This window comes from Pseudomonas sp. TE24901, from assembly GCF_054058375.1.
Window position 1 is genome coordinate 1 of record NZ_JBSSAF010000023.1, and the last position, 19,235, is coordinate 19,235.

Genomic DNA, 19,235 nt, shown 5'->3' on the forward strand with positions numbered 1-19,235 from the left:
TCAAGTGATTATTTTCAGAAGTTTTTGAAGATTTCTTCAACAACTTCAACCACTTGCGCTTCCGATCTCTCGTTAGCGGGAGGCGAATTCTACAGATTTAAATTATGCGGTCAACCCCGTTTTAGAAATTCTTTTTACTCATCAAAGAGCCGAAGATTGCCGCTATAAAAGCCTGCTTCAGCGGGCCATCCAATCAATAGTTGTCGCAACCAAAGATAGGGCGTGAAATCGCGCACCTGCCAGGCATCGTCTCACCGAGCGATCACATCACAGCATCCACAGACTTATTAAAGAGCTATAGAGAGCAAAATCTCGCAAAACAGCATGAAGTGAAGAACAGACTTAAAACAGAAACCGCAGAATGCAAAAAGGCCCCATAAATGGGGCCTTTAAGTACAAGTATGGCGGAGAGATAGGGATTCGAACCCTAGGTACCGGTGAAGGTACAACGGATTTCGAATCCGTCCCATTCGGCCACTCTGGCATCTCTCCAACGGCGCGCATCATAACAGCGTGTTTCGCAGAAGCAAACCCCAAAAGCGATTTTTTTCCGTGCTATCAGATGCTTGCGTCGATTAAAGCGGAACACCCAGACGATTGGCAACTTCTTCGTAAGCTTCGATCACATCACCGAGGCCCTGGCGGAAGCGGTCTTTGTCCATCTTCTTCTTGGTGTCCTTGTCCCACAGGCGGCAGCCGTCCGGGCTGAACTCGTCACCCAGCACGATAGAGCCGTCGTGGAACACACCGAACTCCAGCTTGAAGTCGACCAGCAGCAGACCGGCGTCGTCGAACAATTTGCTCAGCACGTCGTTGACCTTGAGGGACAACTCCTTCATGCGAGCCAGTTGTTCAGCGGTGCCCCAACCGAATGCCACAACGTGGGATTCGTTGATAAACGGGTCGCCCTTGGCGTCGTCCTTCAGGAACAACTCGAAGGTGTAAGGGTTGAGCTTGAGGCCCTCTTCCACGCCCAGGCGCTTGACCAGGCTGCCGGCTGCGTAGTTACGTACAACGCACTCGACCGGGATCATGTCCAGCTTCTTGACCAGGCACTCGTTGTCGCCCAGCAGCTTATCGAACTGGGTCGGGATACCGGCCGCTTCGAGCTTCTGCATGATGAAGGCGTTGAACTTGTTGTTCACCATGCCTTTGCGATCAAGTTGTTCGATGCGCTTGCCGTCGAACGCCGAGGTGTCGTTGCGAAACAGCAGGATCAGGCGGTTGGCGTCGTCGGTCTTGTACACCGACTTGGCTTTACCGCGGTAGAGTTCTTCACGTTTTTCCATGATGGGCTCCGCTTACTAAAGGGTGGGCTAGGCGATGTGTCGCCAATCGAGCCCTGAATCTTGATCGGCCAGTTGCAGCCAGTCCGGGTCGCACCCAAGGGTGTCGACAAAACATTGCCGGGCAAGCTGCGGCAGGTTGTTCTTGCTGCTCAGGTGGGCCAGGACCAGGTGCTGCAGGTCTTGCCAGCCCAACTCATACACCAGGTACGCCGCCTGGTGGTTGTTCAAATGTCCCAGCTCGCCGCCCACCCGCTGCTTGAGAAAGTACGGATAGTGACCGCGAGCCAACAGGTCTCGGCAGTGGTTGGACTCGATCATCAACGCATCGAGGTCACGGTAGCCCTCCAGCACCCTAGCGCAGTACGAACCCAGGTCGGTGAGCACACCGAAGCGCCGCTCTCCCCCATTGAAGACGTATTGCGTCGGCTCGTGGGCATCATGCGCCACGGCAATCACATCAATACTCAAGGCACCGACTTGCAGTTTCTCGCCACCGGCCAGGAAACCAGTAGGTTCAATGGGCTTGCGCATCCCGCGCAACGTGCCACGACTAAGGTACACCGGCAGATTGTAGCGCCGAGACAGCAAACCCACGCCATGCACGTGATCGGCATGTTCGTGGGTCACCAGAATCGCGCTCAGCTGCGCGGGGTGAACCCCCAGGCGCAGCAGGCGCCGCTCGGTTTCTTTTAACGAGAAACCACAATCGACCAGCACATAAGTGTCGTCATGTGCGACCAGCGTGCCGTTCCCTTGGCTACCGCTGCCGAGAACGGCAAAACGCATTGGATCAGCCCAGGTTGTCCTGAATCACACCCAACACTTTGCGCGCTGTTTCAGCTGGCGCGACGGTATTGATGTTCTTCTCGACGGTCACTTGTACGCTGTCGCCCACCTTGCTCAAACGAACCTGGTAACGCTCGGCACGGGTCTCGATCTCTTCCTTGGTCGGCTTGCTGCCGAACAACTTGCCGAAGAAACCTGGCTCTTCATCTTTCTTCTCGGCCTTTTCAGCCACGTTGATGTAGTACAGGCCCAGGCTGCGGTTGATGTCTTCAACACGCCAAGGGCCCTGCTCCAACGCGCGACCGACACTGGCCCAGGCACGGTCCAGGTCTTCGCCCAGGTTCAGCACCACGTTGCCGCTGCCGTCTTCGGTGAGGCTGACACGGTTTGGCGTGTCGTAGTCACGTGCGGCAAGCAGGGACACGGAACCGCCCTTCTCAGAGATACGGCTCATGCTGGCAAGCATCTCGTCGACCAGCGCGGAGTCCACACCGGTGTTGACCGAGCGGTTGGTGAAATCAACATTGGCGGTGCTGCCGGCAGGACGCTCGGCGCTGACCACGTAGACTTCACTGGTATTGCGCTGCACGCCAGGCTCGATGCGCACACGCACACGGGCTTCGCTGTCAGCGGCTACGCCACCGGCCTGCAGGCGCTTAGCCATGCTGGCGGACAGCTCGCTGCCCTGCTGCCAGGCGGTGGTAAACTCACCGGTCTGTGGGCGCTGCTCGTCAATGCGAAAACCATTGTCCTGGAAAAACTGCAGGGCCACCGGCCAGACTTCGGCAGGTGGGCGCTGGGCCATGATCCAGCGGTTGTCGCCGCTTTTTTGCAGACTGTAGTCGCTGGCATCCGCCACGGCCGAAATCGGCTGCGGGCGAGGTACCACGTACTCACCCTTGGTGGTGTCGTCGGCAACGTTACGCGGGATCGGCAGCAACGGGTCAAGGCGCTTGGCGACGTTGACGTCCGGCGGCAGTTGCATCGGTTTGGTTGCTTGGGCTTCCAGGTAATCGCTACCGCGGTCACGGAAGTAGCCTTCCGGGCCCCAGATCCAACCGCAGCCACTGGTGCTGGAGATAATCAAGGCAAGTGCGGAAAGTCCGGCCAATCGCTTCATGCGTAGTGCTTCCTCAATTAAACCAGGACGCCGGACTGGCGCAGGGCCTGTCGCAGCGGTTCGTGACAGGCTTCGCTGAGACGGGTGAGCGGCAGACGGATACCGTCCGGCATCAGGCCCATCTCGAACAGCGCCCATTTCACGGGAATAGGGTTGGATTCAATGAACAGTGTCTTGTTGAGCGGCATCAGCTTCTCGTGGATCGCGCGGGCGGTCACTGCGTCGCCGGCAATGGCGGCGGCGCATAGTTCGCTCATGGCACGCGGGGCCACGTTGGCGGTCACGGAGATGTTGCCCTTGCCACCCAGCAGGATCAGCTCGACAGCGGTGGCGTCGTCACCGGAGTACACCAGGAAGTCGCTGCTCACGCCGGCCAGGATGTCCTTGGCGCGTTGCAGGTCGCCCGTGGCTTCCTTGATGCCGATGATGTTCGGCACGGTGGACAGGCGGATCACGGTCGCAGCCTGCATGTCGCATGCGGTGCGGCCGGGTACGTTGTAGAGGATCTGCGGGATATCGACCGCTTCGGCAATAGCGCGAAAGTGCTGGTACAAACCTTCCTGGGTCGGTTTGTTGTAGTACGGAGTCACCAGCAGGCAGGCATCGGCGCCGGCCTTCTTGGCGTTTTTGGTCAGTTCGATCGCTTCGCGCGTCGAGTTGGCGCCCGTGCCGGCGATTACGGCGATGCGGCCCGCAACACGCTTGACGACAAATTCGATGACCTGGATGTGTTCTTCCACATCGAGGGTGGCCGACTCACCTGTGGTGCCGACCGCCACGATGGCGTTGGTGCCTTCTTGCAGGTGGAAGTCCACCAGTTTGCCCAGGCTGTCCCAGTCGAGATGACCTTGTGCATCCATGGGTGTGACCAGTGCCACCATACTGCCCGCAATCATGCAACCGCTCCTGCCGGAAAAAGAGAGCCGTAATGGTACTGGCGCCAAGATGCTTGTACAAGCGAAGTACCGCGTGAGGATGCGTTCTGGGGCAAGTAAACGATGGGCAATGCCGTCATTGGGCCAAAGCATGACTTCAGACGGGATGAAATTCGACCGATCACGCAATGAAAACGCCACCTCCTAGCCCTTGGCGGCGCTTTTCGCTACCCTTCATCCTTTGATCGATACAGCCCACACGGTATCGACCGCTCATCGCTTTAGGAAGGCTGCATGTCCACCCCCACAGTTCGCGAACAATTCCTTGTTATCAGTGCCCTCGGCGCCAACCCCATGGAGCTGACCAACGTCCTGTGCCGCGCCAGCCATGAGAACCGCTGCGCCGTCGTGACCTCCCGCCTGACTCGCCATGGCGAGTGCAGTGCGCTGGTCCTGCAGATCTCCGGCACCTGGGACGCCCTGGCGCGCCTGGAAACCGGCTTGCCGGGCCTGGCCAAGAAACACGACTTCACCGTGAATGTCGTGCGCAGCGCCGCACTGGAAAATCGCCCGCAGGCGCTGCCGTATGTTGCCTACGTCAGCTCGGCCTACCGTTCGGACATCGTCAACGAGCTGTGCCAGTTCTTCATCGACCACAACGTCGAGCTGGAGAACCTGACTTGCGATACCTACCAGGCCCCGCAGACCGGCGGCACCATGCTCAACGCCACGTTCACCGTGACCTTGCCGCCCGGCGTGCAGATAAGCTGGCTGCGTGACCAGTTCCTGGATTTTGCCGACGCGCTGAACCTCGACGCCCTGATCGAACCATGGCGCCCACAGAACCCAATGTAAGGAAAACCCCATGCCGGTAGCCCTCGACACACCCGTGGCCGATTTCGAAGCCCAGGCCACCAGCGGCCAGACCTTCAGCCTCGCAGCCCTCAAAGGCAAGCAAGTGGTGATCTACTTCTACCCCAAGGACAGCACCCCGGGTTGCACCACCGAGGGCCAGGGTTTTCGTGACCAGTACGCAGCCTTCAAGGCGGCCAACACCGAAGTCTTCGGCGTGTCACGCGACAGCGTGAAATCCCACGAGAACTTCAAGGGCAAGCAGGAATTCCCTTTCGAGCTGATCAGCGACAAAGACGAGGCGGTTTGCCAGCTGTTTGACGTGATCAAGCTGAAGAAGTTGTACGGCAAGGAGTACCTGGGCGTGGACCGCAGCACTTTCCTCATCGACAAGGATGGGGTGTTGCGCCAGGAATGGCGCGGCGTGAAGGTGCCCGGACATGTGGATGCCGTTTTGGCAGCGGCTCAAGCCTTGAACAAGGCTTGATGGCTGCGGCAACCTTTTGATCACATCGCCGGCAAGCCGGCTCCTACATGTGGAACGCATTCTCCTGTAGGAGCCGGCTTGCCGGCGATAGCGTCTTCAATTCCACCACAACGTTTAAAGCAGCGGCGCAACCACAGGCTCTTGTCGTGGCCACGCATCCAGCACTGCCTTGAACAGCGTCGCCAGGGGGATCGCAAAGAACACACCCCAGAACCCCCACAGCCCACCGAACAGCAGCACCGCACAGATGATCGCCACTGGGTGCAGGTTGACGGCCTCGGAAAACAGCAGCGGCACCAGCACATTGCCATCCAGGGTTTGGATGATGCCGTAGACCGCCATCAGGTAGATGAACTGGTCGCTCCACCCCCACTGGAACAACGCGATCAACATCACCGGCACGGTCACCACCACTGCTCCCACATACGGCACCACCACCGACACCCCCACCAGCAATGCCAGCAGCGCTGCGTAGTTCAGCCCGAGGGCGACAAAGGCGATGTAGGTGACACCTCCGCAAATCACGATCTCGATGACCTTGCCACGAATGTAATTGGCAATCTGCCGGTTCATTTCCTCGGCCACCCGCGTGATCAGCGCCCGCTCGCGCGGCAGGTAGCCGCGTACCCAGCGGCCAATCATCGCGCGGTCCTTGAGGAAGAAGAACACCAGGATCGGCACCAGTACCAGGTAGATCATGATGTTGACCAGCAGCGGCAGGCTGGACAGGGAAAAGGTCAGCGCCCATTGCCCGAACTTTCCGATCTCACCGCGCGCCACCTCGATGGCCTGCAACACCTGTTCATCCGACACCAGATGCGGGTACCGCTCTGGCAGCAGCAGCAACAACGATTGCCATTTGGCGAGCATGCCCGGCAGTTCGTTGAACAAGGTGATCAACTGATGCCACAGCAACGGCACGACCACCACAATGAAGACCAGTAACACGCCCATGAACAACGCAAACACCAACCCCACTGCCGCCCCGCCTGGCAGACGCAGGCGCTCCAGCGTGGTGACCAGGCCTTGCATCAGATACGCCAAAACCATCCCCGCCAGCACCGGCGCCAACATCCCTCCGAGGGTGAGAACTGCGGTAAAGGCCAGGAACAGCAGGACAGCCAGCACCACGGCCTCCTCATCGGAGAAGTAGCGCTGAATCCAGTCTCGTAACACTTTGAACATCAATCAACCTCGGCGGGTGGGGCAAACGGTTCAGGCCTTGCGTAACCAGTAGCGGTACACACCGCCAGCGTCTTCTTCGTGCAGCAGCGTATGACCGGCCAGCTTGGCAAACGTCCGGAAATCCCGCTGGGAGCCAGCGTCCGTGGCAGTTACCTTGAGAACCGCGCCACTGGCCAGCCGATTGAGTTCCAGTTTGGCCTTAAGCAAAGGCAACGGGCAATTGAGGCCACTGGCATCAAGCTCGGCATCAAAGGCTACAGCGTCGGTCATGAATTTACTCCGGGCATGGGTTCGGGCTGCTTAGAATATCTGGTCCGAAGCTCAGTGTCCGGCTACAGTAAGCTCTTTGTCGAAAGGCTTTGTGCATGACTTTTTTGCGCCCTACCCTGCTGACGCTGGCTTGCCTGCTGGCCTCTCCGGGCTTTGCTGACGACCTGCCGTCACTTGGCGACGCCAGTTCTGCCATTGTCTCGCCGCAACAGGAATACCAATTGGGTCGCGCATGGCTCGCTTACCTGCGCGGCCAGGTCTCGCAACTCAATGACCCCCAGCTCAAGGACTACGTCGAAACCAGCGTGTACAAGCTGGTAGAGACCAGCCAGGTCAATGACCGGCGCCTGGAGTTCATCCTGATCAACAGCCCGCAGCTCAACGCCTTTGCCGCACCTGGCGGGATCGTGGGCGTCAACGGCGGCCTGTTCCTCAATGCCCAGACCGAAGGTGAATACGCCTCGGTGCTCGCCCACGAATTGGCTCACTTGTCCCAGCGCCACTTCGCACGGGGCGTGGAGGCACAATCGCGCATGCAGATCCCGATGATGGCAGCCCTGCTCGGCGGCATCATCGCGGCGGCGGCCGGTGCGGGCGATGCAGGGATTGCCGCGATTGCCGGTAGCCAGGCTGCGGCCATCCAGGAGCAGCGTCGGTTTTCCCGCCAGAACGAACAGGAAGCAGACCGTATCGGCATCCTCAACCTGGAAAAGGCCGGCTACGACCCGCGCTCCATGCCCACCATGTTCGAGCGCCTGATGCGTCAATACCGCTTCGACGCCAAGCCACCGGAATTCCTGCTCACTCACCCGGTGACCGAGTCCCGGATTGCCGACACCCGCAACCGTGCGGAGCAGGCCAAGCCAGGCGGCAAGGAAGACAGCCTGCGCTATCAGTTGATTCGTGCACGGGTGCAGTTGCAATACGAGGATACGCCCGGACTCGCGGCCAAACGCTTCCAGGCGCAGCTGGATGAAAACCCGAAAAACGATGTGGCGCGCTATGGCTTGGCCATCGCCCAGATCAAGGGCACCCAGTACAAAGAGGCACGGGAAAGCTTGGCGCCGCTGCTGGCGAAAGCTCCCAACGACATCACGTACAACCTGGCGCAGATCGAACTGGATATCGCCAGCAGCCGTTTGCCAGACGCCCAGCAACGCACCGACCGCATGCTCACCCAGTACCCCGGCAACTATCCGTTGAACCAGGTACGGGTAGATTTGCTGCTCAAACAGAACCGCACGGCCGATGCAGAGAAGGCATTGGATGGCTTGCTCAAGTCGCGCCCCGATGACCCGGACGTGTGGTACCAGGTCGCCGAAACACGCGGTTTGTCCGGCAACATCATCGGCCTGCATCAGGCGCGTGCCGAGTATTTCGCCTTGGTGGGCGACTTCCAGCAGGCCATTCAGCAACTGGACTTTGCCAAGCGCCGCGCCGGCAACAACTTCCCGCTGTCTTCGCGCATTGACGCGCGCCAACGTGAGCTGATCGAACAGGAGCGCCTGGTAAAAGGGATGATGAGCTAAACCCATCGCCCACAAAAAAGCCCCGCCTTCGCTTAGCGAAGGCGGGGCTTTTATTTTACTGGCGGCTTACTCGGCCAGCTTGAAGGTGATGAAGCTCGCACGCCCCTGACGCAGGACGCGCATCGACACCGAACGGTTCTTCGGCAGCGCCTTGGCGATGTCGGTGAACTCCTTGGTGGAGTTGATCGCCTGGTTGTTCAGGTGGGTGATCACATCGCCAGGTTGCAGGCCGATCAGCGCAGCTGGGCCGTCCTGGACCTCCTTGATCACGACACCGCTCTTGAGGTCGAAGCTCTTCTTCTGCTCATCGGTCAGCTCGACCACGGCAATGCCCAAACGGTTGCTGCTGCGCTCGGCGCCAGGTTTGGCGTTGCCCAGGGCATCCAGGGTTGCGCCTTCTTCCGGAATCGCACCGACGGTCAGCTCAACGGTCTGGCGCTTGCCTTCACGGATCACCTCAAGCTTGGCCTTGCTGCCAGCCTTGAGCGCACCCACCAGGTGCGGCAGGTCAGCCGACATGATGATTGGCTGGCCGTTCATGCTCAGGATCACGTCACCCACTTGCAGGCCACCCTTGGCAGCCGGACCATCGTCCTGGATCTGCGCAACCAGTGCGCCGGCCGGCTTATCGAGGCCGAAGGACTCAGCCAGGTCCTTGTTCACTTCCTGGATCACTACACCCAACCAGCCGCGGCTGACCTTGCCACCGCTTTTCAGCTGGTTGGAGACGTCCATGGCCACGTCGATCGGGATCGCAAAGGAAACGCCCATGAAGCCACCGGAACGGGTGTAGATCTGCGAGTTGATCCCCACCACTTCGCCAGCCAGGTTGAACAGCGGACCACCAGAGTTGCCCGGGTTGATCGGCACGTCGGTCTGGATGAATGGCACGTAGTTCTCGTTTGGCAGGCTACGGCCAATGGCGCTGACGATGCCTTGGGTGACGGTATGGTCAAAGCCGAATGGCGAGCCGATGGCGACGACCCACTGGCCGGCTTTCAGGTCCTGGGATTTACCCAGCTTCAGCACGGGCAGGTCCTTGCCATCAATTTTCAGCAACGCCACGTCGGAACGCGGATCGGTGCCCACCAACTTGGCTTTCAGCTCGCTGCGGTCAGCCAGGCGCACGAGGATCTCGTCTGCGTCGGCGATCACATGGTTGTTGGTGAGGATGTAACCGTCCGGCGAAATGATGAAGCCGGAGCCCAGGGACTGCGCTTCACGCTGCCCACCACCACTGCGAGGGGAGCGCTGTTGCGGCGGCATGCCACGCTCGAAGAACTCGCGCAGCATGGGTGGCAGGCCCTCCAGGTCTGGCATCTGCTGGTTCGACACTTTGCGATCCGGCAGTTTCTGCGTGGTACTGATGTTCACCACGGCGGGCGAGGCCTGCTCAACCAGTTGGGTAAAGTCAGGCAGTTCGGCTGCTTGCGCAGACACGGCCTGACCCAGCACCAATACCGTGGCAACTATGGATAGGTAAGACTTCAAACGTGGTATCGACATACAGCTCCCGTTACGACGAGCAGGGTTGAGCGACAGGGTTCAAGAAACGCCGGAAACTGCCACCGACATCTTTGTTCCGCGAACAAAACAAGGCCAGAGCCAACAGGCCCTGACCTATAAAAAACATAGGGGATTTTTGCAAGTGAAAATACTGATCCGGACATTTCATGCTCTCGGCAACAGACCTAGCATGCAACGACATTGAAAGATCAGGATGAACATAGGATTAACGGCTCACGGTTTTGCAGCGGTCTTTTCACCGCGTACCGAGAGCGCAATGCGCTCGGCCGTGCCGATGGGCACTTCGCCGACGACCGTCACCATCACCTCACCTTCTACCGTATTCAGGCGGCGAGACACCGCGACCGTCGGGCCCAGCTGAGTGCGGGTCTCCGTGACGCTCGCACCGTCGGTCGACTCAAGGAACACTGAAAAGCGTGCGAGCCCATCGTCATACATCAGGCTGTCGACCGTGGATTTGGTCTCGGCGTCTTTACGCGCGCTGCTATTGGTGAGCTGGAAGCCAGGGGGCAGCCAGTCGAGATGCCATGCCTGGGTCGCGGCGACCTGTGGGGCCTTGCTATCAGAAACGGCCACAGGCGTGCATTCGCTGCTGGGTTGCAGGCTGCGATCATCCGGAACTACGGACGTATTCAAGCGTGTGAACTGGAAGCGCTCCAACAACTGCCCCTGGTCATTGAGCAGCAACGACTTGAGCGGCAGTGCGGTTTCACGATCCAGGTGCAACTCAAAGCCATAGCGGTACTGGTCGCGAGGGGTGATTGAAACAATCACGGCATTACGACCGGCCACGCGGGACTTGCCGATGACGGCCAGATCATAGAATTGAGTGAGTTTTTGTGGATCAAGCGCGGGCGAAGAGCCATCCCGCGAGTTGCCAAGGCCGGCAACGAGGGAGCCACTGACGCATAGGGTTCGGCCATCTACCCGCACGACTTCTTGGGCGGACCCATCAAGCTGCAAAAGTCGCTCGCGGACCTGGCCATCCTGGACACGGTGCCAGATATCATGGGTAGAGAAACTGCCATTACGTTCATAGACGAACGTACCTTCGAAGCTTTGCTGCTGCTCTGCACGCCCAAGTCGAGTCAGCCAGTCTTGGGCTTCATCGGCGTGGGCGGGGAGTGCAAACCAACCACTGAGCAAAAGCGTAAGGAGCGGTATGGCGCGCATAGAGCTCCTTACGAATCAGCGGTTTTCCAGGCTTGCGGCACGCGCATAAGGCAGAGCGCTTTCAGTGCCTTTCAGAGCCGATTCCTGTGCATGTTGGCGCAGGTAGCCTGGAAGACGCTGGTCCTGCCAGCCGGATTGCCCTTGCAGTACACCGTTGGCCATCGGGCCGGTGCTGTCAGAGCTTTCCTTGTAGCCGGCCAATACCGCAGGGCCTTTGACCTGAGGACCCGCCATCACCGGCTGCTGGGTCTGTTGGGCCAGTTCGGCACCGGCGATTTCGTCCTGGTTGTACAGGCGAACACCGGCCAATACTGCAACAGTTACCGAGGCAGCAACTGCCAGGCGACCCAGACTACGCCAAGGTCCACGAGCAGCCTTTGCCGGAACGGCTTCATCAGCCAGCGCAGCAGAAACGGCCGCAGCAATATCCAGACGAGGGATTAGAAGATCCTTGTGCATCACCGCCCGAGCGACTTGGTAACGAGACCAGGTATCACGGGTTTCGGCGTCGTCAAATGCGTTGAGCACTCGACGAAGTTCCAGTTCATCCGCTTCGTTATCCATCACTGCGGACAGCGATTCCTGCAGGGCATCACGACTCATGGCGGTTCCTCTCTTGGCTGTCGCCGCTGTCTTTAGTTTTCCTGCAACAACGGTTGCAAGGCTTTATCGATGGCTTCCCGGGCCCGGAAAATCCGTGACCTTACAGTCCCCACCGGACACTGCATAACACTCGCAATGTCTTCGTAACTCAGACCATCGAATTCACGCAAAGTTAACGCCGTGCGCAAATCTTCTGGCAGTTGCTGAATTGTGCGATGAACGGTGCCTTCGATCTCGTCGCGCAGCAATGCACGCTCCGGCGACTCGAGATCCTTGAGGCCGTGATCACCATCGTAAAATTCTGCATCTTCTGAACTCACATCACTGTCTGGTGGGCGGCGTCCGCGAGACACCAGATAGTTCTTCGCCGTGTTGATGGCGATGCGGTATAGCCACGTGTAAAACGCACTGTCACCGCGGAAGTTACCAAGTGCACGATAGGCCTTGATAAAGGCTTCCTGTGCAACGTCCTGCGCTTCATGGGTGTCGTGCACAAACCGCACGATCAACCCGAGAATTTTGTGCTGGTATTTCAGCACTAGCAGATCAAATGCCCGCTTGTCACCGCGCTGAACGCGCTCGACCAGCTGCTGATCCTCTTCCTGGGTTAGCATGAACACTCCTCGTTGTACTTGAAGGAGGCTTGCATAACTAAACGATCAGGCTTGCAAACATAGACTCGGGCTTTTCGCAAAAGTTCTCCCCCTTCAAGCAAGTTTCCGGCACGCACTGATTTGGCACACACGAAAAGCGCAGCACGGGCATCGCCGGCTGCGCGAATAATCTTGTCGCCGGTTTTCTGACGCGTCCAATGCTCCCGACGGGCCAATAAACTCAACGTTTTCCCAGCTTTCGGGCAACCTGCTATTGAGTTCGGGCCTATGCAAAAAGTTCCGTTTCAATAACTGGCCGATCTGACCCAAGCCGTGCACCGCAATCTCACATTGCCACGAATGCCCGGCTATTGTGCCGCTCCCCCCCTCTATATACTAGTAGCCCGTGTGACCCTTTGATTCGCCGATCCAGGCGTCCTGTTTGCGCCCCCTTCGGATCGCTTTTTGCGGAATCCTTCAAATGAGCCAACAGTTTCAACACGATGTCCTGGTGATTGGTAGCGGCGCGGCCGGTTTGAGCCTTGCATTGACCCTCCCCAGCCACCTGCGGATTGCGGTACTGAGCAAAGGCGACCTGGCCAACGGCTCGACATTCTGGGCCCAGGGTGGTGTCGCCGCCGTGCTCGATGACACCGACACCGTGCAATCCCACGTCGAAGACACCCTCAACGCCGGCGGCGGCCTGTGCAACGAAGAGGCCGTGCGCTTCACCGTCGAGCATAGCCGCGAAGCCATCCAATGGCTGATTGACCAGGGCGTGCCTTTTACCCGTGACGAACACGCCAGCAGTGACGATGGCGGCTTCGAGTTCCACCTGACCCGCGAAGGCGGCCACAGCCATCGCCGCATCATCCACGCGGCCGACGCTACCGGCGCTGCCATCTTCAAGACTCTGCTCGATCAGGCCCGCCGGCGCCCCAACATCGAACTGCTGGAACAGCGTGTCGCCGTCGACCTGATCACCGAAAAACGCCTGGGCCTGGAAGGCGAACGCTGCCTCGGCGCCTACGTGCTCAACCGTGCCAGCGGCGAAGTCGACACCTATGGTGCACGCTTCACTATTCTTGCCTCGGGCGGCGCAGCCAAGGTCTACCTCTATACCAGCAACCCCGACGGCGCCTGCGGCGATGGCATTGCCATGGCCTGGCGCTCGGGCTGCCGGGTGGCCAACCTGGAATTCAACCAGTTCCACCCCACCTGCCTGTATCACCCGCAAGCCAAGAGTTTCCTGATCACCGAAGCCCTGCGCGGTGAAGGCGCCCACCTCAAGCTGCCCAACGGCGAGCGCTTCATGCAGCGCTTCGACCCGCGCGCCGAGCTGGCGCCACGGGATATCGTCGCCCGCGCCATCGACCACGAGATGAAGCGCCTGGGCGTCGACTGCGTCTACCTGGACATCAGCCACAAGCCCGAAGCCTTCATCAAGACCCACTTCCCCACCGTCTATGAGCGCTGCCTCGCCTTCAATATCGACATCACCAAAGGCCCGATCCCCGTGGTGCCGGCCGCGCACTACACCTGCGGCGGCGTGATGGTCGACCAGCACGGTCGCACCGACGTGCCGGGCTTGTATGCGATTGGCGAAACCAGCTTCACCGGCCTGCACGGCGCCAACCGCATGGCCAGCAATTCCTTGCTCGAATGCTTCGTCTACGCCCGCTCAGCGGCGGCCGACATCCTCGAACAATTGCCACGCATTGCGGTGCCCGCCGCCCTGCCCCGTTGGGACGCCAGCCAGGTGACCGATTCGGACGAAGACGTGATCATCGCCCACAACTGGGACGAGCTGCGGCGTTTTATGTGGGACTACGTAGGGATCGTGCGCACCAACAAACGCCTGCAACGCGCACAGCATCGGGTGCGCTTGCTGCTCGACGAAATTGACGAGTTCTACAGCAACTATAAAGTCAGCCGCGACCTGATCGAACTGCGCAACCTGGCCCAGGTGGCGGAGTTGATGATCCGCTCGGCCATGGAGCGCAAGGAAAGCCGGGGCCTGCATTACACCCTCGACTACCCGCAGATGCTGCCCGAAGCCCGGGACACTATCCTGGTGCCAACCACCTACGGCGGCTGAACTTCAGGCGTACCCGCAGGCGCCGGTGCACATCGGCGACCTGCGAATCCCTCGGCACACAGATCGAGCGCACCCACCACCGCCCCGGCACCCGATAGCGCAGCACCACGATCAACGGCAACGCCAGGCTGTCGGGGCGCAGTTGCACGCCGTGCCAACCACGCTCGGCACTGAACAACTGCCAACCGTCCTCGTCGCGACGCAGGCCACAAACCGACGAACGGTGAGTCAGCAGGATGTGTCGCGGTAAAACCCAGGCGGCATGCGCCAAGCACAAGAGCAGGCCGAGGCTCGAATAAGGTAAATCAACAAGAAAACAGGCGCCCAGCGCGAACAGCTGGGCAAAAAGATACGCCGCCAACAATAGCCGTGAGGCCTGCCAGCGGCATTCGAATCGATTACTTGGGCTGGACACGATCCAGGATCATCCGAACCATGCGCTGCAGCTCAGGGTCTTCGGATTCGGAACGCTCCATGAACCAGCCGAACATGTCCTGATCTTCGCAGGTCAGCAAGCGGACGTAGAGGTCGCGATCGACCTGGTTGAGGGTCGCGTAGACCTCTTTGGTGAAAGGCACCAGCAACACGTCCAGCTCCAGCATGCCACGACGGCTGTGCCAGAAGAGACGATTGATTTCTACATCTTCGACCATGGAGCGCTCCTCAAATAGGCGGCAAGTATACAGGCCCGACGGCACCGGAACAGTCGGCTTTGGTCGCCCCATACGGAAACTATCCATTTGCCGGGCGCCCCTCTATGATGCACCCATGACTTTTTGACCTGCGATGACCCATGGCTGACTCTGCTTTCTTCTGCCCCCTGTCCCACGAAGGCGTTCTCGCCGTCCGCGGCGCCGACGCTGCCAAGTTCCTGCAAGGGCAACTGACCTGCAACCTCAATTACCTGAGCGACACCCAGGCCAGCCTCGGCGCGCGCTGCACGCAAAAAGGGCGCATGCAGTCGAGCTTTCGCATCCTGTTGCAAGGTGATGGCGTGCTCCTGGCCATGGCCACCGAGCTGCTCGAACCGCAACTGGCCGACCTGAAGAAATACGCCGTGTTCTCCAAATCCAAGCTCACCGACGAAAGCGCCGCCTGGGCACGCTTTGGCCTGGCGGATGCCGATCAAGCCCTGGCGAGCCTCGGCCTTGAGCTGCCGGCTGACACCGACAGCGTCGTACGCACCGATGCCCTGATCGCCATCCGCGTCTCCCCCGGCCGCGCCGAGCTCTGGGTGCCAGCCGAACAGGCCGATGCCGTGCGCGGCCAATTGGCCGCCCACTTGAACGAAGCCGACTTGAATGACTGGCTGCTCGGCCAAGTGCGTGCCGGCATCGGCCAGGTCATGCCGCAAACCCGCGAGCTGTTCATCCCGCAGATGCTCAACCTGCAAGCCGTAGGCGGCGTCAGCTTCAAGAAAGGCTGCTACACCGGCCAGGAAATCGTCGCGCGCATGCAGTACCTGGGCAAACTCAAGCGTCGCCTGTATCACTTGAGCCTCGATGCGCCGCAAATGCCCGAGCCAGGCACCCCGCTGTTTTCCCCCAGCCATGCCAGCTCGATCGGCGAAGTGGTGCTGGCAGCAAAAGCTGACCAGACGATTGAACTTCTTGCTGTGCTGCAAGCCGAAGCTGCCGATAGTGGCGATGTGCACTTAGGCACACTGGAAGGCCCCGGCCTGCACCTGCTCGACCTGCCTTACACGCTCGACCGTGACCGAGAGATCCAGCGTTAATCGCCGTACCTTTTTGCAACACCCTAGAGATCATGAATGAACAAGCTGGCGGAAAAAGTCCAACAGGCTTTAGTGAGGGCCATCGACAACGATGACCTGGTTCTGCCGACATTGCCGGAAGTGGCCCTGAACATTCGCCAGGCCGCAGAAGACCCGGAAATCAGCATCAGCCACTTGAGCAAAGTGATCGGTCGCGACACCGCCCTGTCGGCGCGCCTGATCAAGGTGGTCAACAGCCCCTTGTTGCGGGCAACGCAGGAAGTCACCGACCTGCACACCGCCATCACCCGGCTAGGCACCAACTACAGCAGCAACCTGGCGATTGGCCTGGTGATGGAGCAGATCTTCCACGCCCGCTCTGACGTGGTCGAACAAAAAATGCGTGAAGTGTGGCGCCGCAGCCTGGAAGTGGCGGGCGTGAGTTATGCCCTATGTCGTAGCCACAGCCAACTCAAGCCAGACCAGGCGGCCCTCGGTGGCCTGGTGCACCAGATCGGTGTACTGCCGATCCTGACGTACGCCGAAGACCACTACGAGCTGCTTTCGGACCCGGTCAGTCTCAACCACGTCATCGAGAGCATTCACCCGTTGTTGGGCGATAAGCTGCTGAGCGGCTGGGATTTCCCGGAGATGCTCGCCCGACTGCCCGGCCAATACCTCGACCTGGCGCGCGATTCGGCCAGCCTGGACTACATCGACCTGGTACAAGTCGCCGTGCTTTATTGCCATCGCGGCACCGATCACCCATTGGCCAGCGTGCCGGTCTCTACCCTGCCGGCGATCAAGAAACTGCGGGTCGATCCTTACAGCGACGCCTTGCGCGTCGAGTTGGACGAAGCCCGTTCGATGTTCTATTGATCAACCCGCGATAAAACTCACCCGCACTTTCAGCCCCGCCTGCTCGCCATCGTGCAGGCTGATCTGTGCCAGGTGCGCCCGGCAGATTTCACCCACGATTGCCAGGCCCAACCCCGAGCCCATGCCCTGCTGACTGCGGCGGTAGAATCGCTCGAACACCCGATCCCGCTCGTCCAGCGGGATGCCTGGGCCATCATCTTCCACTTCCAGCACCGCCGGCGCCGTCACCCGCAAAATCACATTGCCACCCGGTGGCGTGTGGGCCAGGGCGTTGTCCACCAGGTTGCTCAGCAGTTCATTGAGCAGCGTCGGCTCCCCGCGCAACCACACGGGTTCATCCGCCTCCAGGGCCAGCGCAACACCGCGTGCGTGGGCCAAAGGCGCCATGGCCATGCCCAGCTCACGGGCCAATTGGCTGAGGTCGAGCAGTTGGGCGCCGCCTTCGGCAATGGCCCGGGCCCCGTTCTCGATACGGGCCAGGGACAACAACTGATTGGCCAGGTGCGTCAGGCGATCGGTGCCTTGGGCGGCGGTTTCCAGGGTGCTGCGCCAGGTCGCCGGGTCTTCGGCGCGCAGGCCCAGTTCGAGCCGGGCCTTGAGCGCTGCCAAGGGCGTGCGCAACTCGTGGGCCGCATCGGCAATAAACTGCGCCTGGCGCTCAAACTGCCCGCGCAGGCGTTCGGTGAAGTGGTTGAGGGAACGCACCAACGGGCCAAACTCATGCTGCACTTCCACCAGCGGCAACGGGCGCAGGTCGTCGGGCTGACGTTCTTCCACCGCCGTTCGCAGGCGCTCCAGCGGGCGCAATGCTGCACTCACGGCGAACCACACCAGCAGTAACGCACCAATGGCCAGCATGCCCAGGCGCAACAAAGTGTCAGCCATCAGGCTACGAGCCATGGCCACACGTGCTTCATCGGTTTCTGCCACGCGGATTTCCGCCATGCCGTTCATGTTCGGTTCGGAAACGGCCTTGAGCAGGCTCACCACACGCACAGGCTGGCCCTGGTACACCGCATCGTAGAAGCGCGCCAGCGCCGGGTAGTCATCGGTGCGCGGCGTGCCCGGCGGTGGGCCGGGCAAGTGCTCGTAGCCCGAGATCAGCTTCTGATCGATGTCATTGACCTGGTAATAGATACGCCCGGCGCTGTCGTAGGCAAACGTATCCAGGGCCACGTACGGCACGTTGGCGCTGAGGGTGCCGTCCACCTGAGTCAGGCCCGCCGCGATGGTGCGCGCCGAGGCCAGCAACGTGCGGTCGTAGGCCGTGTCGGCCGCTTCGCGACCGTTCCAATAGGCACTCATGCCACTGGCCAGCATCAACAGCACCAGCAACAGCGCCAAGTTCCATAGCAGCCGCCAGCGCAGGCTGCTGGGCTTATGCATCGCGGGCTTCCAGCAAATAGCCGAGGCCGCGGAACGTCACGATGGCGATGGGCTGGCCATCGAGTTTCTTGCGCAGGCGGTGCACGTAGATCTCGATCGCATCCGGGCTGGCTTCTTCGTCCAGGCCAAACACTTGTGAGGCCAGTTGCTCCTTGCTCATCACTCGGCCCGGGCGGGCGATCAATGCTTCGAGCACCGCCTGCTCGCGGGAGGTCAACGTCATCAGCTCGCCGCCGACGGTGAAGCGCCTCGTATCCAGGTCGTAGACCAACACGCCGCATGCCTGCTGGCGCTCGCCCCCCAGCACACTGCGGCGCAGCAGCGCCTTGACCCGCGCCTCCAGCTCCGTCAGCTCAAACGGCTTGGCGAGGTAGTCGTCGGCGCCCAGGTTCAAGCCGTGCACGCGGTCCTTCACATCACTGCGAGCCGTCAGCATCAATACAGGCAAGTTTTTCCCACGGGCGCGCAAGCGTGCCAACACCTCAAAACCGTCCATGCGCGGCAGCCCCACGTCGAGGATCGCCGCCGCGTATTCCTCGCTGCTCAAGGCCAGGTCAGCGGCCACCCCATCGTGCAGCACGTCGACGGTCAAACCCGTGCTCTTGAGCGCTTGGGCAACACTTTCGGCGAGCTGCAAATGGTCTTCAACCAGGAGGACACGCATGGTTTTTTACCTCATTCGGGCATGGTCGACGCCACGCTTTGCCGGGCAGTTTACAGGCGCTACCTGCCCTGTGAAGCCCGAAAACAGTGAAACGCAACTGAAAGGTTAGTGAAAGCTTCGCCCTTTAGCATCGGGTAACGGTGGGTCCTGCCCGCCCAGCTACCTGATCCGTAGCGCCCGAAAAACGCCTCGAAGCGTTTTCGCC

20 protein-coding genes and 1 tRNA gene are annotated in these 19,235 nt (G+C 60.3%); 6 read left to right on the plus strand and 15 right to left on the minus strand.

Annotated features, from left to right (window positions below; translation table 11 throughout):
• Nucleotides 1–402: 402 nt before the first annotated feature.
• The 5 genes from ACVWVP_RS29455 to dapA form a co-directional block, all read right to left on the minus strand.
• A tRNA-Ser gene (locus tag ACVWVP_RS29455) sits at nt 403–492 on the minus strand.
• A gap of 83 nt (nt 493–575) precedes the next feature.
• Nucleotides 576–1,289, minus strand: a complete 714-nt coding sequence (gene purC, locus ACVWVP_RS29460) for a phosphoribosylaminoimidazolesuccinocarboxamide synthase (RefSeq protein WP_010212191.1) — start codon at nt 1,287–1,289, stop codon at nt 576–578.
• Nucleotides 1,290–1,316: 27 nt separating this feature from the next.
• Nucleotides 1,317–2,075, minus strand: coding sequence for an MBL fold metallo-hydrolase (locus tag ACVWVP_RS29465; RefSeq protein ID WP_178921058.1), 759 nt, complete (start codon nt 2,073–2,075; stop codon nt 1,317–1,319).
• 4 nt (nt 2,076–2,079) lie between these two features.
• Nucleotides 2,080–3,195: an outer membrane protein assembly factor BamC gene (gene bamC / locus ACVWVP_RS29470; RefSeq protein ID WP_178921057.1), complete on the minus strand. Its 1,116-nt coding sequence runs from the start codon at nt 3,193–3,195 to the stop codon at nt 2,080–2,082.
• A 17-nt stretch (nt 3,196–3,212) separates the two neighbouring features.
• Entirely contained in the window at nt 3,213–4,091 is an 879-nt protein-coding gene (gene dapA, locus ACVWVP_RS29475; RefSeq protein WP_178921056.1) for a 4-hydroxy-tetrahydrodipicolinate synthase, read from the minus strand.
• A gap of 273 nt (nt 4,092–4,364) precedes the next feature.
• On the opposite strand from dapA, the gene ACVWVP_RS29480 reads away from it, so the two are divergent.
• Nucleotides 4,365–4,925: a glycine cleavage system protein R gene (locus ACVWVP_RS29480; protein WP_176999172.1), complete on the plus strand. Its 561-nt coding sequence runs from the start codon at nt 4,365–4,367 to the stop codon at nt 4,923–4,925.
• A gap of 10 nt (nt 4,926–4,935) precedes the next feature.
• Nucleotides 4,936–5,409 carry a peroxiredoxin gene (locus ACVWVP_RS29485; RefSeq protein ID WP_259171716.1) on the plus strand — a complete coding sequence of 158 codons (474 nt, stop codon included), beginning with the start codon at nt 4,936–4,938 and terminating at the stop codon, nt 5,407–5,409.
• Between the two features lie 114 nt (nt 5,410–5,523).
• Here ACVWVP_RS29485 and ACVWVP_RS29490 read toward each other — a convergent pair whose 3' ends face one another.
• Both ACVWVP_RS29490 and ACVWVP_RS29495 read right to left on the minus strand, forming a co-directional pair.
• On the minus strand, nt 5,524–6,594 hold the full coding sequence (locus tag ACVWVP_RS29490) for an AI-2E family transporter (protein WP_176999174.1): 1,071 nt from the start codon (nt 6,592–6,594) through the stop codon (nt 5,524–5,526).
• A gap of 30 nt (nt 6,595–6,624) precedes the next feature.
• The gene (locus ACVWVP_RS29495; protein ID WP_178921054.1) at nt 6,625–6,864 is read right to left on the minus strand and encodes a sulfurtransferase TusA family protein; all 240 of its coding nucleotides are present in this window, start codon (nt 6,862–6,864) and stop codon (nt 6,625–6,627) included.
• Between the two features lie 95 nt (nt 6,865–6,959).
• Here ACVWVP_RS29495 and ACVWVP_RS29500 point away from each other — a divergent pair, with 95 nt between their 5' ends.
• On the plus strand, nt 6,960–8,393 hold the full coding sequence (locus ACVWVP_RS29500) for a M48 family metalloprotease (protein WP_178921053.1): 1,434 nt from the start codon (nt 6,960–6,962) through the stop codon (nt 8,391–8,393).
• Between the two features lie 66 nt (nt 8,394–8,459).
• Here the strand turns inward: ACVWVP_RS29500 and ACVWVP_RS29505 are convergent, their stop codons facing one another.
• The 4 genes from ACVWVP_RS29505 to rpoE form a co-directional block, all read right to left on the minus strand.
• Nucleotides 8,460–9,899 carry a DegQ family serine endoprotease gene (locus tag ACVWVP_RS29505; RefSeq protein ID WP_178921052.1) on the minus strand — a complete coding sequence of 480 codons (1,440 nt, stop codon included), beginning with the start codon at nt 9,897–9,899 and terminating at the stop codon, nt 8,460–8,462.
• A gap of 234 nt (nt 9,900–10,133) precedes the next feature.
• Complete coding sequence (locus ACVWVP_RS29510) at nt 10,134–11,093, minus strand: MucB/RseB C-terminal domain-containing protein (RefSeq protein WP_457409571.1); 960 nt, start codon at nt 11,091–11,093, stop codon at nt 10,134–10,136.
• A gap of 15 nt (nt 11,094–11,108) precedes the next feature.
• Nucleotides 11,109–11,696 carry a sigma-E factor negative regulatory protein gene (locus ACVWVP_RS29515; protein ID WP_065882095.1) on the minus strand — a complete coding sequence of 196 codons (588 nt, stop codon included), beginning with the start codon at nt 11,694–11,696 and terminating at the stop codon, nt 11,109–11,111.
• A gap of 32 nt (nt 11,697–11,728) precedes the next feature.
• Nucleotides 11,729–12,310: an RNA polymerase sigma factor RpoE gene (gene rpoE / locus ACVWVP_RS29520; protein ID WP_003172477.1), complete on the minus strand. Its 582-nt coding sequence runs from the start codon at nt 12,308–12,310 to the stop codon at nt 11,729–11,731.
• Nucleotides 12,311–12,770: 460 nt separating this feature from the next.
• Here rpoE and nadB point away from each other — a divergent pair, with 460 nt between their 5' ends.
• On the plus strand, nt 12,771–14,387 hold the full coding sequence (gene nadB / locus ACVWVP_RS29525; protein WP_178921050.1) for an L-aspartate oxidase: 1,617 nt from the start codon (nt 12,771–12,773) through the stop codon (nt 14,385–14,387).
• Here the strand turns inward: nadB and ACVWVP_RS29530 are convergent.
• Nucleotides 14,356–14,802 carry a hypothetical protein gene (locus ACVWVP_RS29530; protein ID WP_457409573.1) on the minus strand — a complete coding sequence of 149 codons (447 nt, stop codon included), beginning with the start codon at nt 14,800–14,802 and terminating at the stop codon, nt 14,356–14,358. The genes nadB and ACVWVP_RS29530 overlap by 32 nt on opposite strands.
• The gene (locus tag ACVWVP_RS29535) at nt 14,786–15,040 is read right to left on the minus strand and encodes an FAD assembly factor SdhE (RefSeq protein WP_176999181.1); all 255 of its coding nucleotides are present in this window, start codon (nt 15,038–15,040) and stop codon (nt 14,786–14,788) included. Before ACVWVP_RS29535 ends, ACVWVP_RS29530 begins: the two co-directional genes overlap by 17 nt.
• A 140-nt stretch (nt 15,041–15,180) precedes the next feature.
• Here ACVWVP_RS29535 and ygfZ point away from each other — a divergent pair, with 140 nt between their 5' ends.
• Both ygfZ and ACVWVP_RS29545 read left to right on the plus strand, forming a co-directional pair.
• Nucleotides 15,181–16,122 carry a CAF17-like 4Fe-4S cluster assembly/insertion protein YgfZ gene (gene ygfZ, locus ACVWVP_RS29540; RefSeq protein ID WP_178921047.1) on the plus strand — a complete coding sequence of 314 codons (942 nt, stop codon included), beginning with the start codon at nt 15,181–15,183 and terminating at the stop codon, nt 16,120–16,122.
• A gap of 36 nt (nt 16,123–16,158) precedes the next feature.
• Complete coding sequence (locus ACVWVP_RS29545) at nt 16,159–16,980, plus strand: HDOD domain-containing protein (RefSeq protein WP_178921046.1); 822 nt, start codon at nt 16,159–16,161, stop codon at nt 16,978–16,980.
• On the opposite strand, the gene ACVWVP_RS29550 is transcribed toward ACVWVP_RS29545, so the two are convergent.
• Both ACVWVP_RS29550 and ACVWVP_RS29555 read right to left on the minus strand, forming a co-directional pair.
• Nucleotides 16,981–18,366, minus strand: a complete 1,386-nt coding sequence (locus ACVWVP_RS29550) for a sensor histidine kinase (RefSeq protein WP_457409576.1) — start codon at nt 18,364–18,366, stop codon at nt 16,981–16,983. It lies immediately after the preceding gene.
• On the minus strand, nt 18,359–19,030 hold the full coding sequence (locus tag ACVWVP_RS29555; RefSeq protein WP_010212220.1) for a response regulator: 672 nt from the start codon (nt 19,028–19,030) through the stop codon (nt 18,359–18,361). Before ACVWVP_RS29555 ends, ACVWVP_RS29550 begins: the two co-directional genes overlap by 8 nt.
• Nucleotides 19,031–19,235: the final 205 nt, after the last annotated feature.

Excerpts from the sequence above, each read along its gene's own strand:
- bamC (WP_178921057.1), bottom strand. The coding sequence starts at position 3,195 with ATGAAGCGATTGGCCGGACTTTCCGCACTTGCCTTGATTATCTCCAGC.
- ACVWVP_RS29515 (WP_065882095.1), bottom strand. The coding sequence starts at position 11,696 with ATGAGTCGTGATGCCCTGCAGGAATCGCTGTCCGCAGTGATGGATAAC.
- ACVWVP_RS29500 (WP_178921053.1), top strand. The coding sequence starts at position 6,960 with ATGACTTTTTTGCGCCCTACCCTGCTGACGCTGGCTTGCCTGCTGGCC.
- ACVWVP_RS29535 (WP_176999181.1), bottom strand. The coding sequence starts at position 15,040 with ATGGTCGAAGATGTAGAAATCAATCGTCTCTTCTGGCACAGCCGTCGT.
- ACVWVP_RS29485 (WP_259171716.1), top strand. The coding sequence starts at position 4,936 with ATGCCGGTAGCCCTCGACACACCCGTGGCCGATTTCGAAGCCCAGGCC.
- nadB (WP_178921050.1), top strand. The coding sequence starts at position 12,771 with ATGAGCCAACAGTTTCAACACGATGTCCTGGTGATTGGTAGCGGCGCG.
- ACVWVP_RS29490 (WP_176999174.1), bottom strand. The coding sequence starts at position 6,594 with ATGTTCAAAGTGTTACGAGACTGGATTCAGCGCTACTTCTCCGATGAG.
- dapA (WP_178921056.1), bottom strand. The coding sequence starts at position 4,091 with ATGATTGCGGGCAGTATGGTGGCACTGGTCACACCCATGGATGCACAA.
- ACVWVP_RS29465 (WP_178921058.1), bottom strand. The coding sequence starts at position 2,075 with ATGCGTTTTGCCGTTCTCGGCAGCGGTAGCCAAGGGAACGGCACGCTG.
- ACVWVP_RS29505 (WP_178921052.1), bottom strand. The coding sequence starts at position 9,899 with ATGTCGATACCACGTTTGAAGTCTTACCTATCCATAGTTGCCACGGTA.
- ygfZ (WP_178921047.1), top strand. The coding sequence starts at position 15,181 with ATGGCTGACTCTGCTTTCTTCTGCCCCCTGTCCCACGAAGGCGTTCTC.
- ACVWVP_RS29545 (WP_178921046.1), top strand. The coding sequence starts at position 16,159 with ATGAACAAGCTGGCGGAAAAAGTCCAACAGGCTTTAGTGAGGGCCATC.
- ACVWVP_RS29510 (WP_457409571.1), bottom strand. The coding sequence starts at position 11,093 with ATGCGCGCCATACCGCTCCTTACGCTTTTGCTCAGTGGTTGGTTTGCA.
- ACVWVP_RS29495 (WP_178921054.1), bottom strand. The coding sequence starts at position 6,864 with ATGACCGACGCTGTAGCCTTTGATGCCGAGCTTGATGCCAGTGGCCTC.
- ACVWVP_RS29480 (WP_176999172.1), top strand. The coding sequence starts at position 4,365 with ATGTCCACCCCCACAGTTCGCGAACAATTCCTTGTTATCAGTGCCCTC.
- rpoE (WP_003172477.1), bottom strand. The coding sequence starts at position 12,310 with ATGCTAACCCAGGAAGAGGATCAGCAGCTGGTCGAGCGCGTTCAGCGC.
- ACVWVP_RS29555 (WP_010212220.1), bottom strand. The coding sequence starts at position 19,030 with ATGCGTGTCCTCCTGGTTGAAGACCATTTGCAGCTCGCCGAAAGTGTT.
- ACVWVP_RS29550 (WP_457409576.1), bottom strand. The coding sequence starts at position 18,366 with ATGCATAAGCCCAGCAGCCTGCGCTGGCGGCTGCTATGGAACTTGGCG.
- purC (WP_010212191.1), bottom strand. The coding sequence starts at position 1,289 with ATGGAAAAACGTGAAGAACTCTACCGCGGTAAAGCCAAGTCGGTGTAC.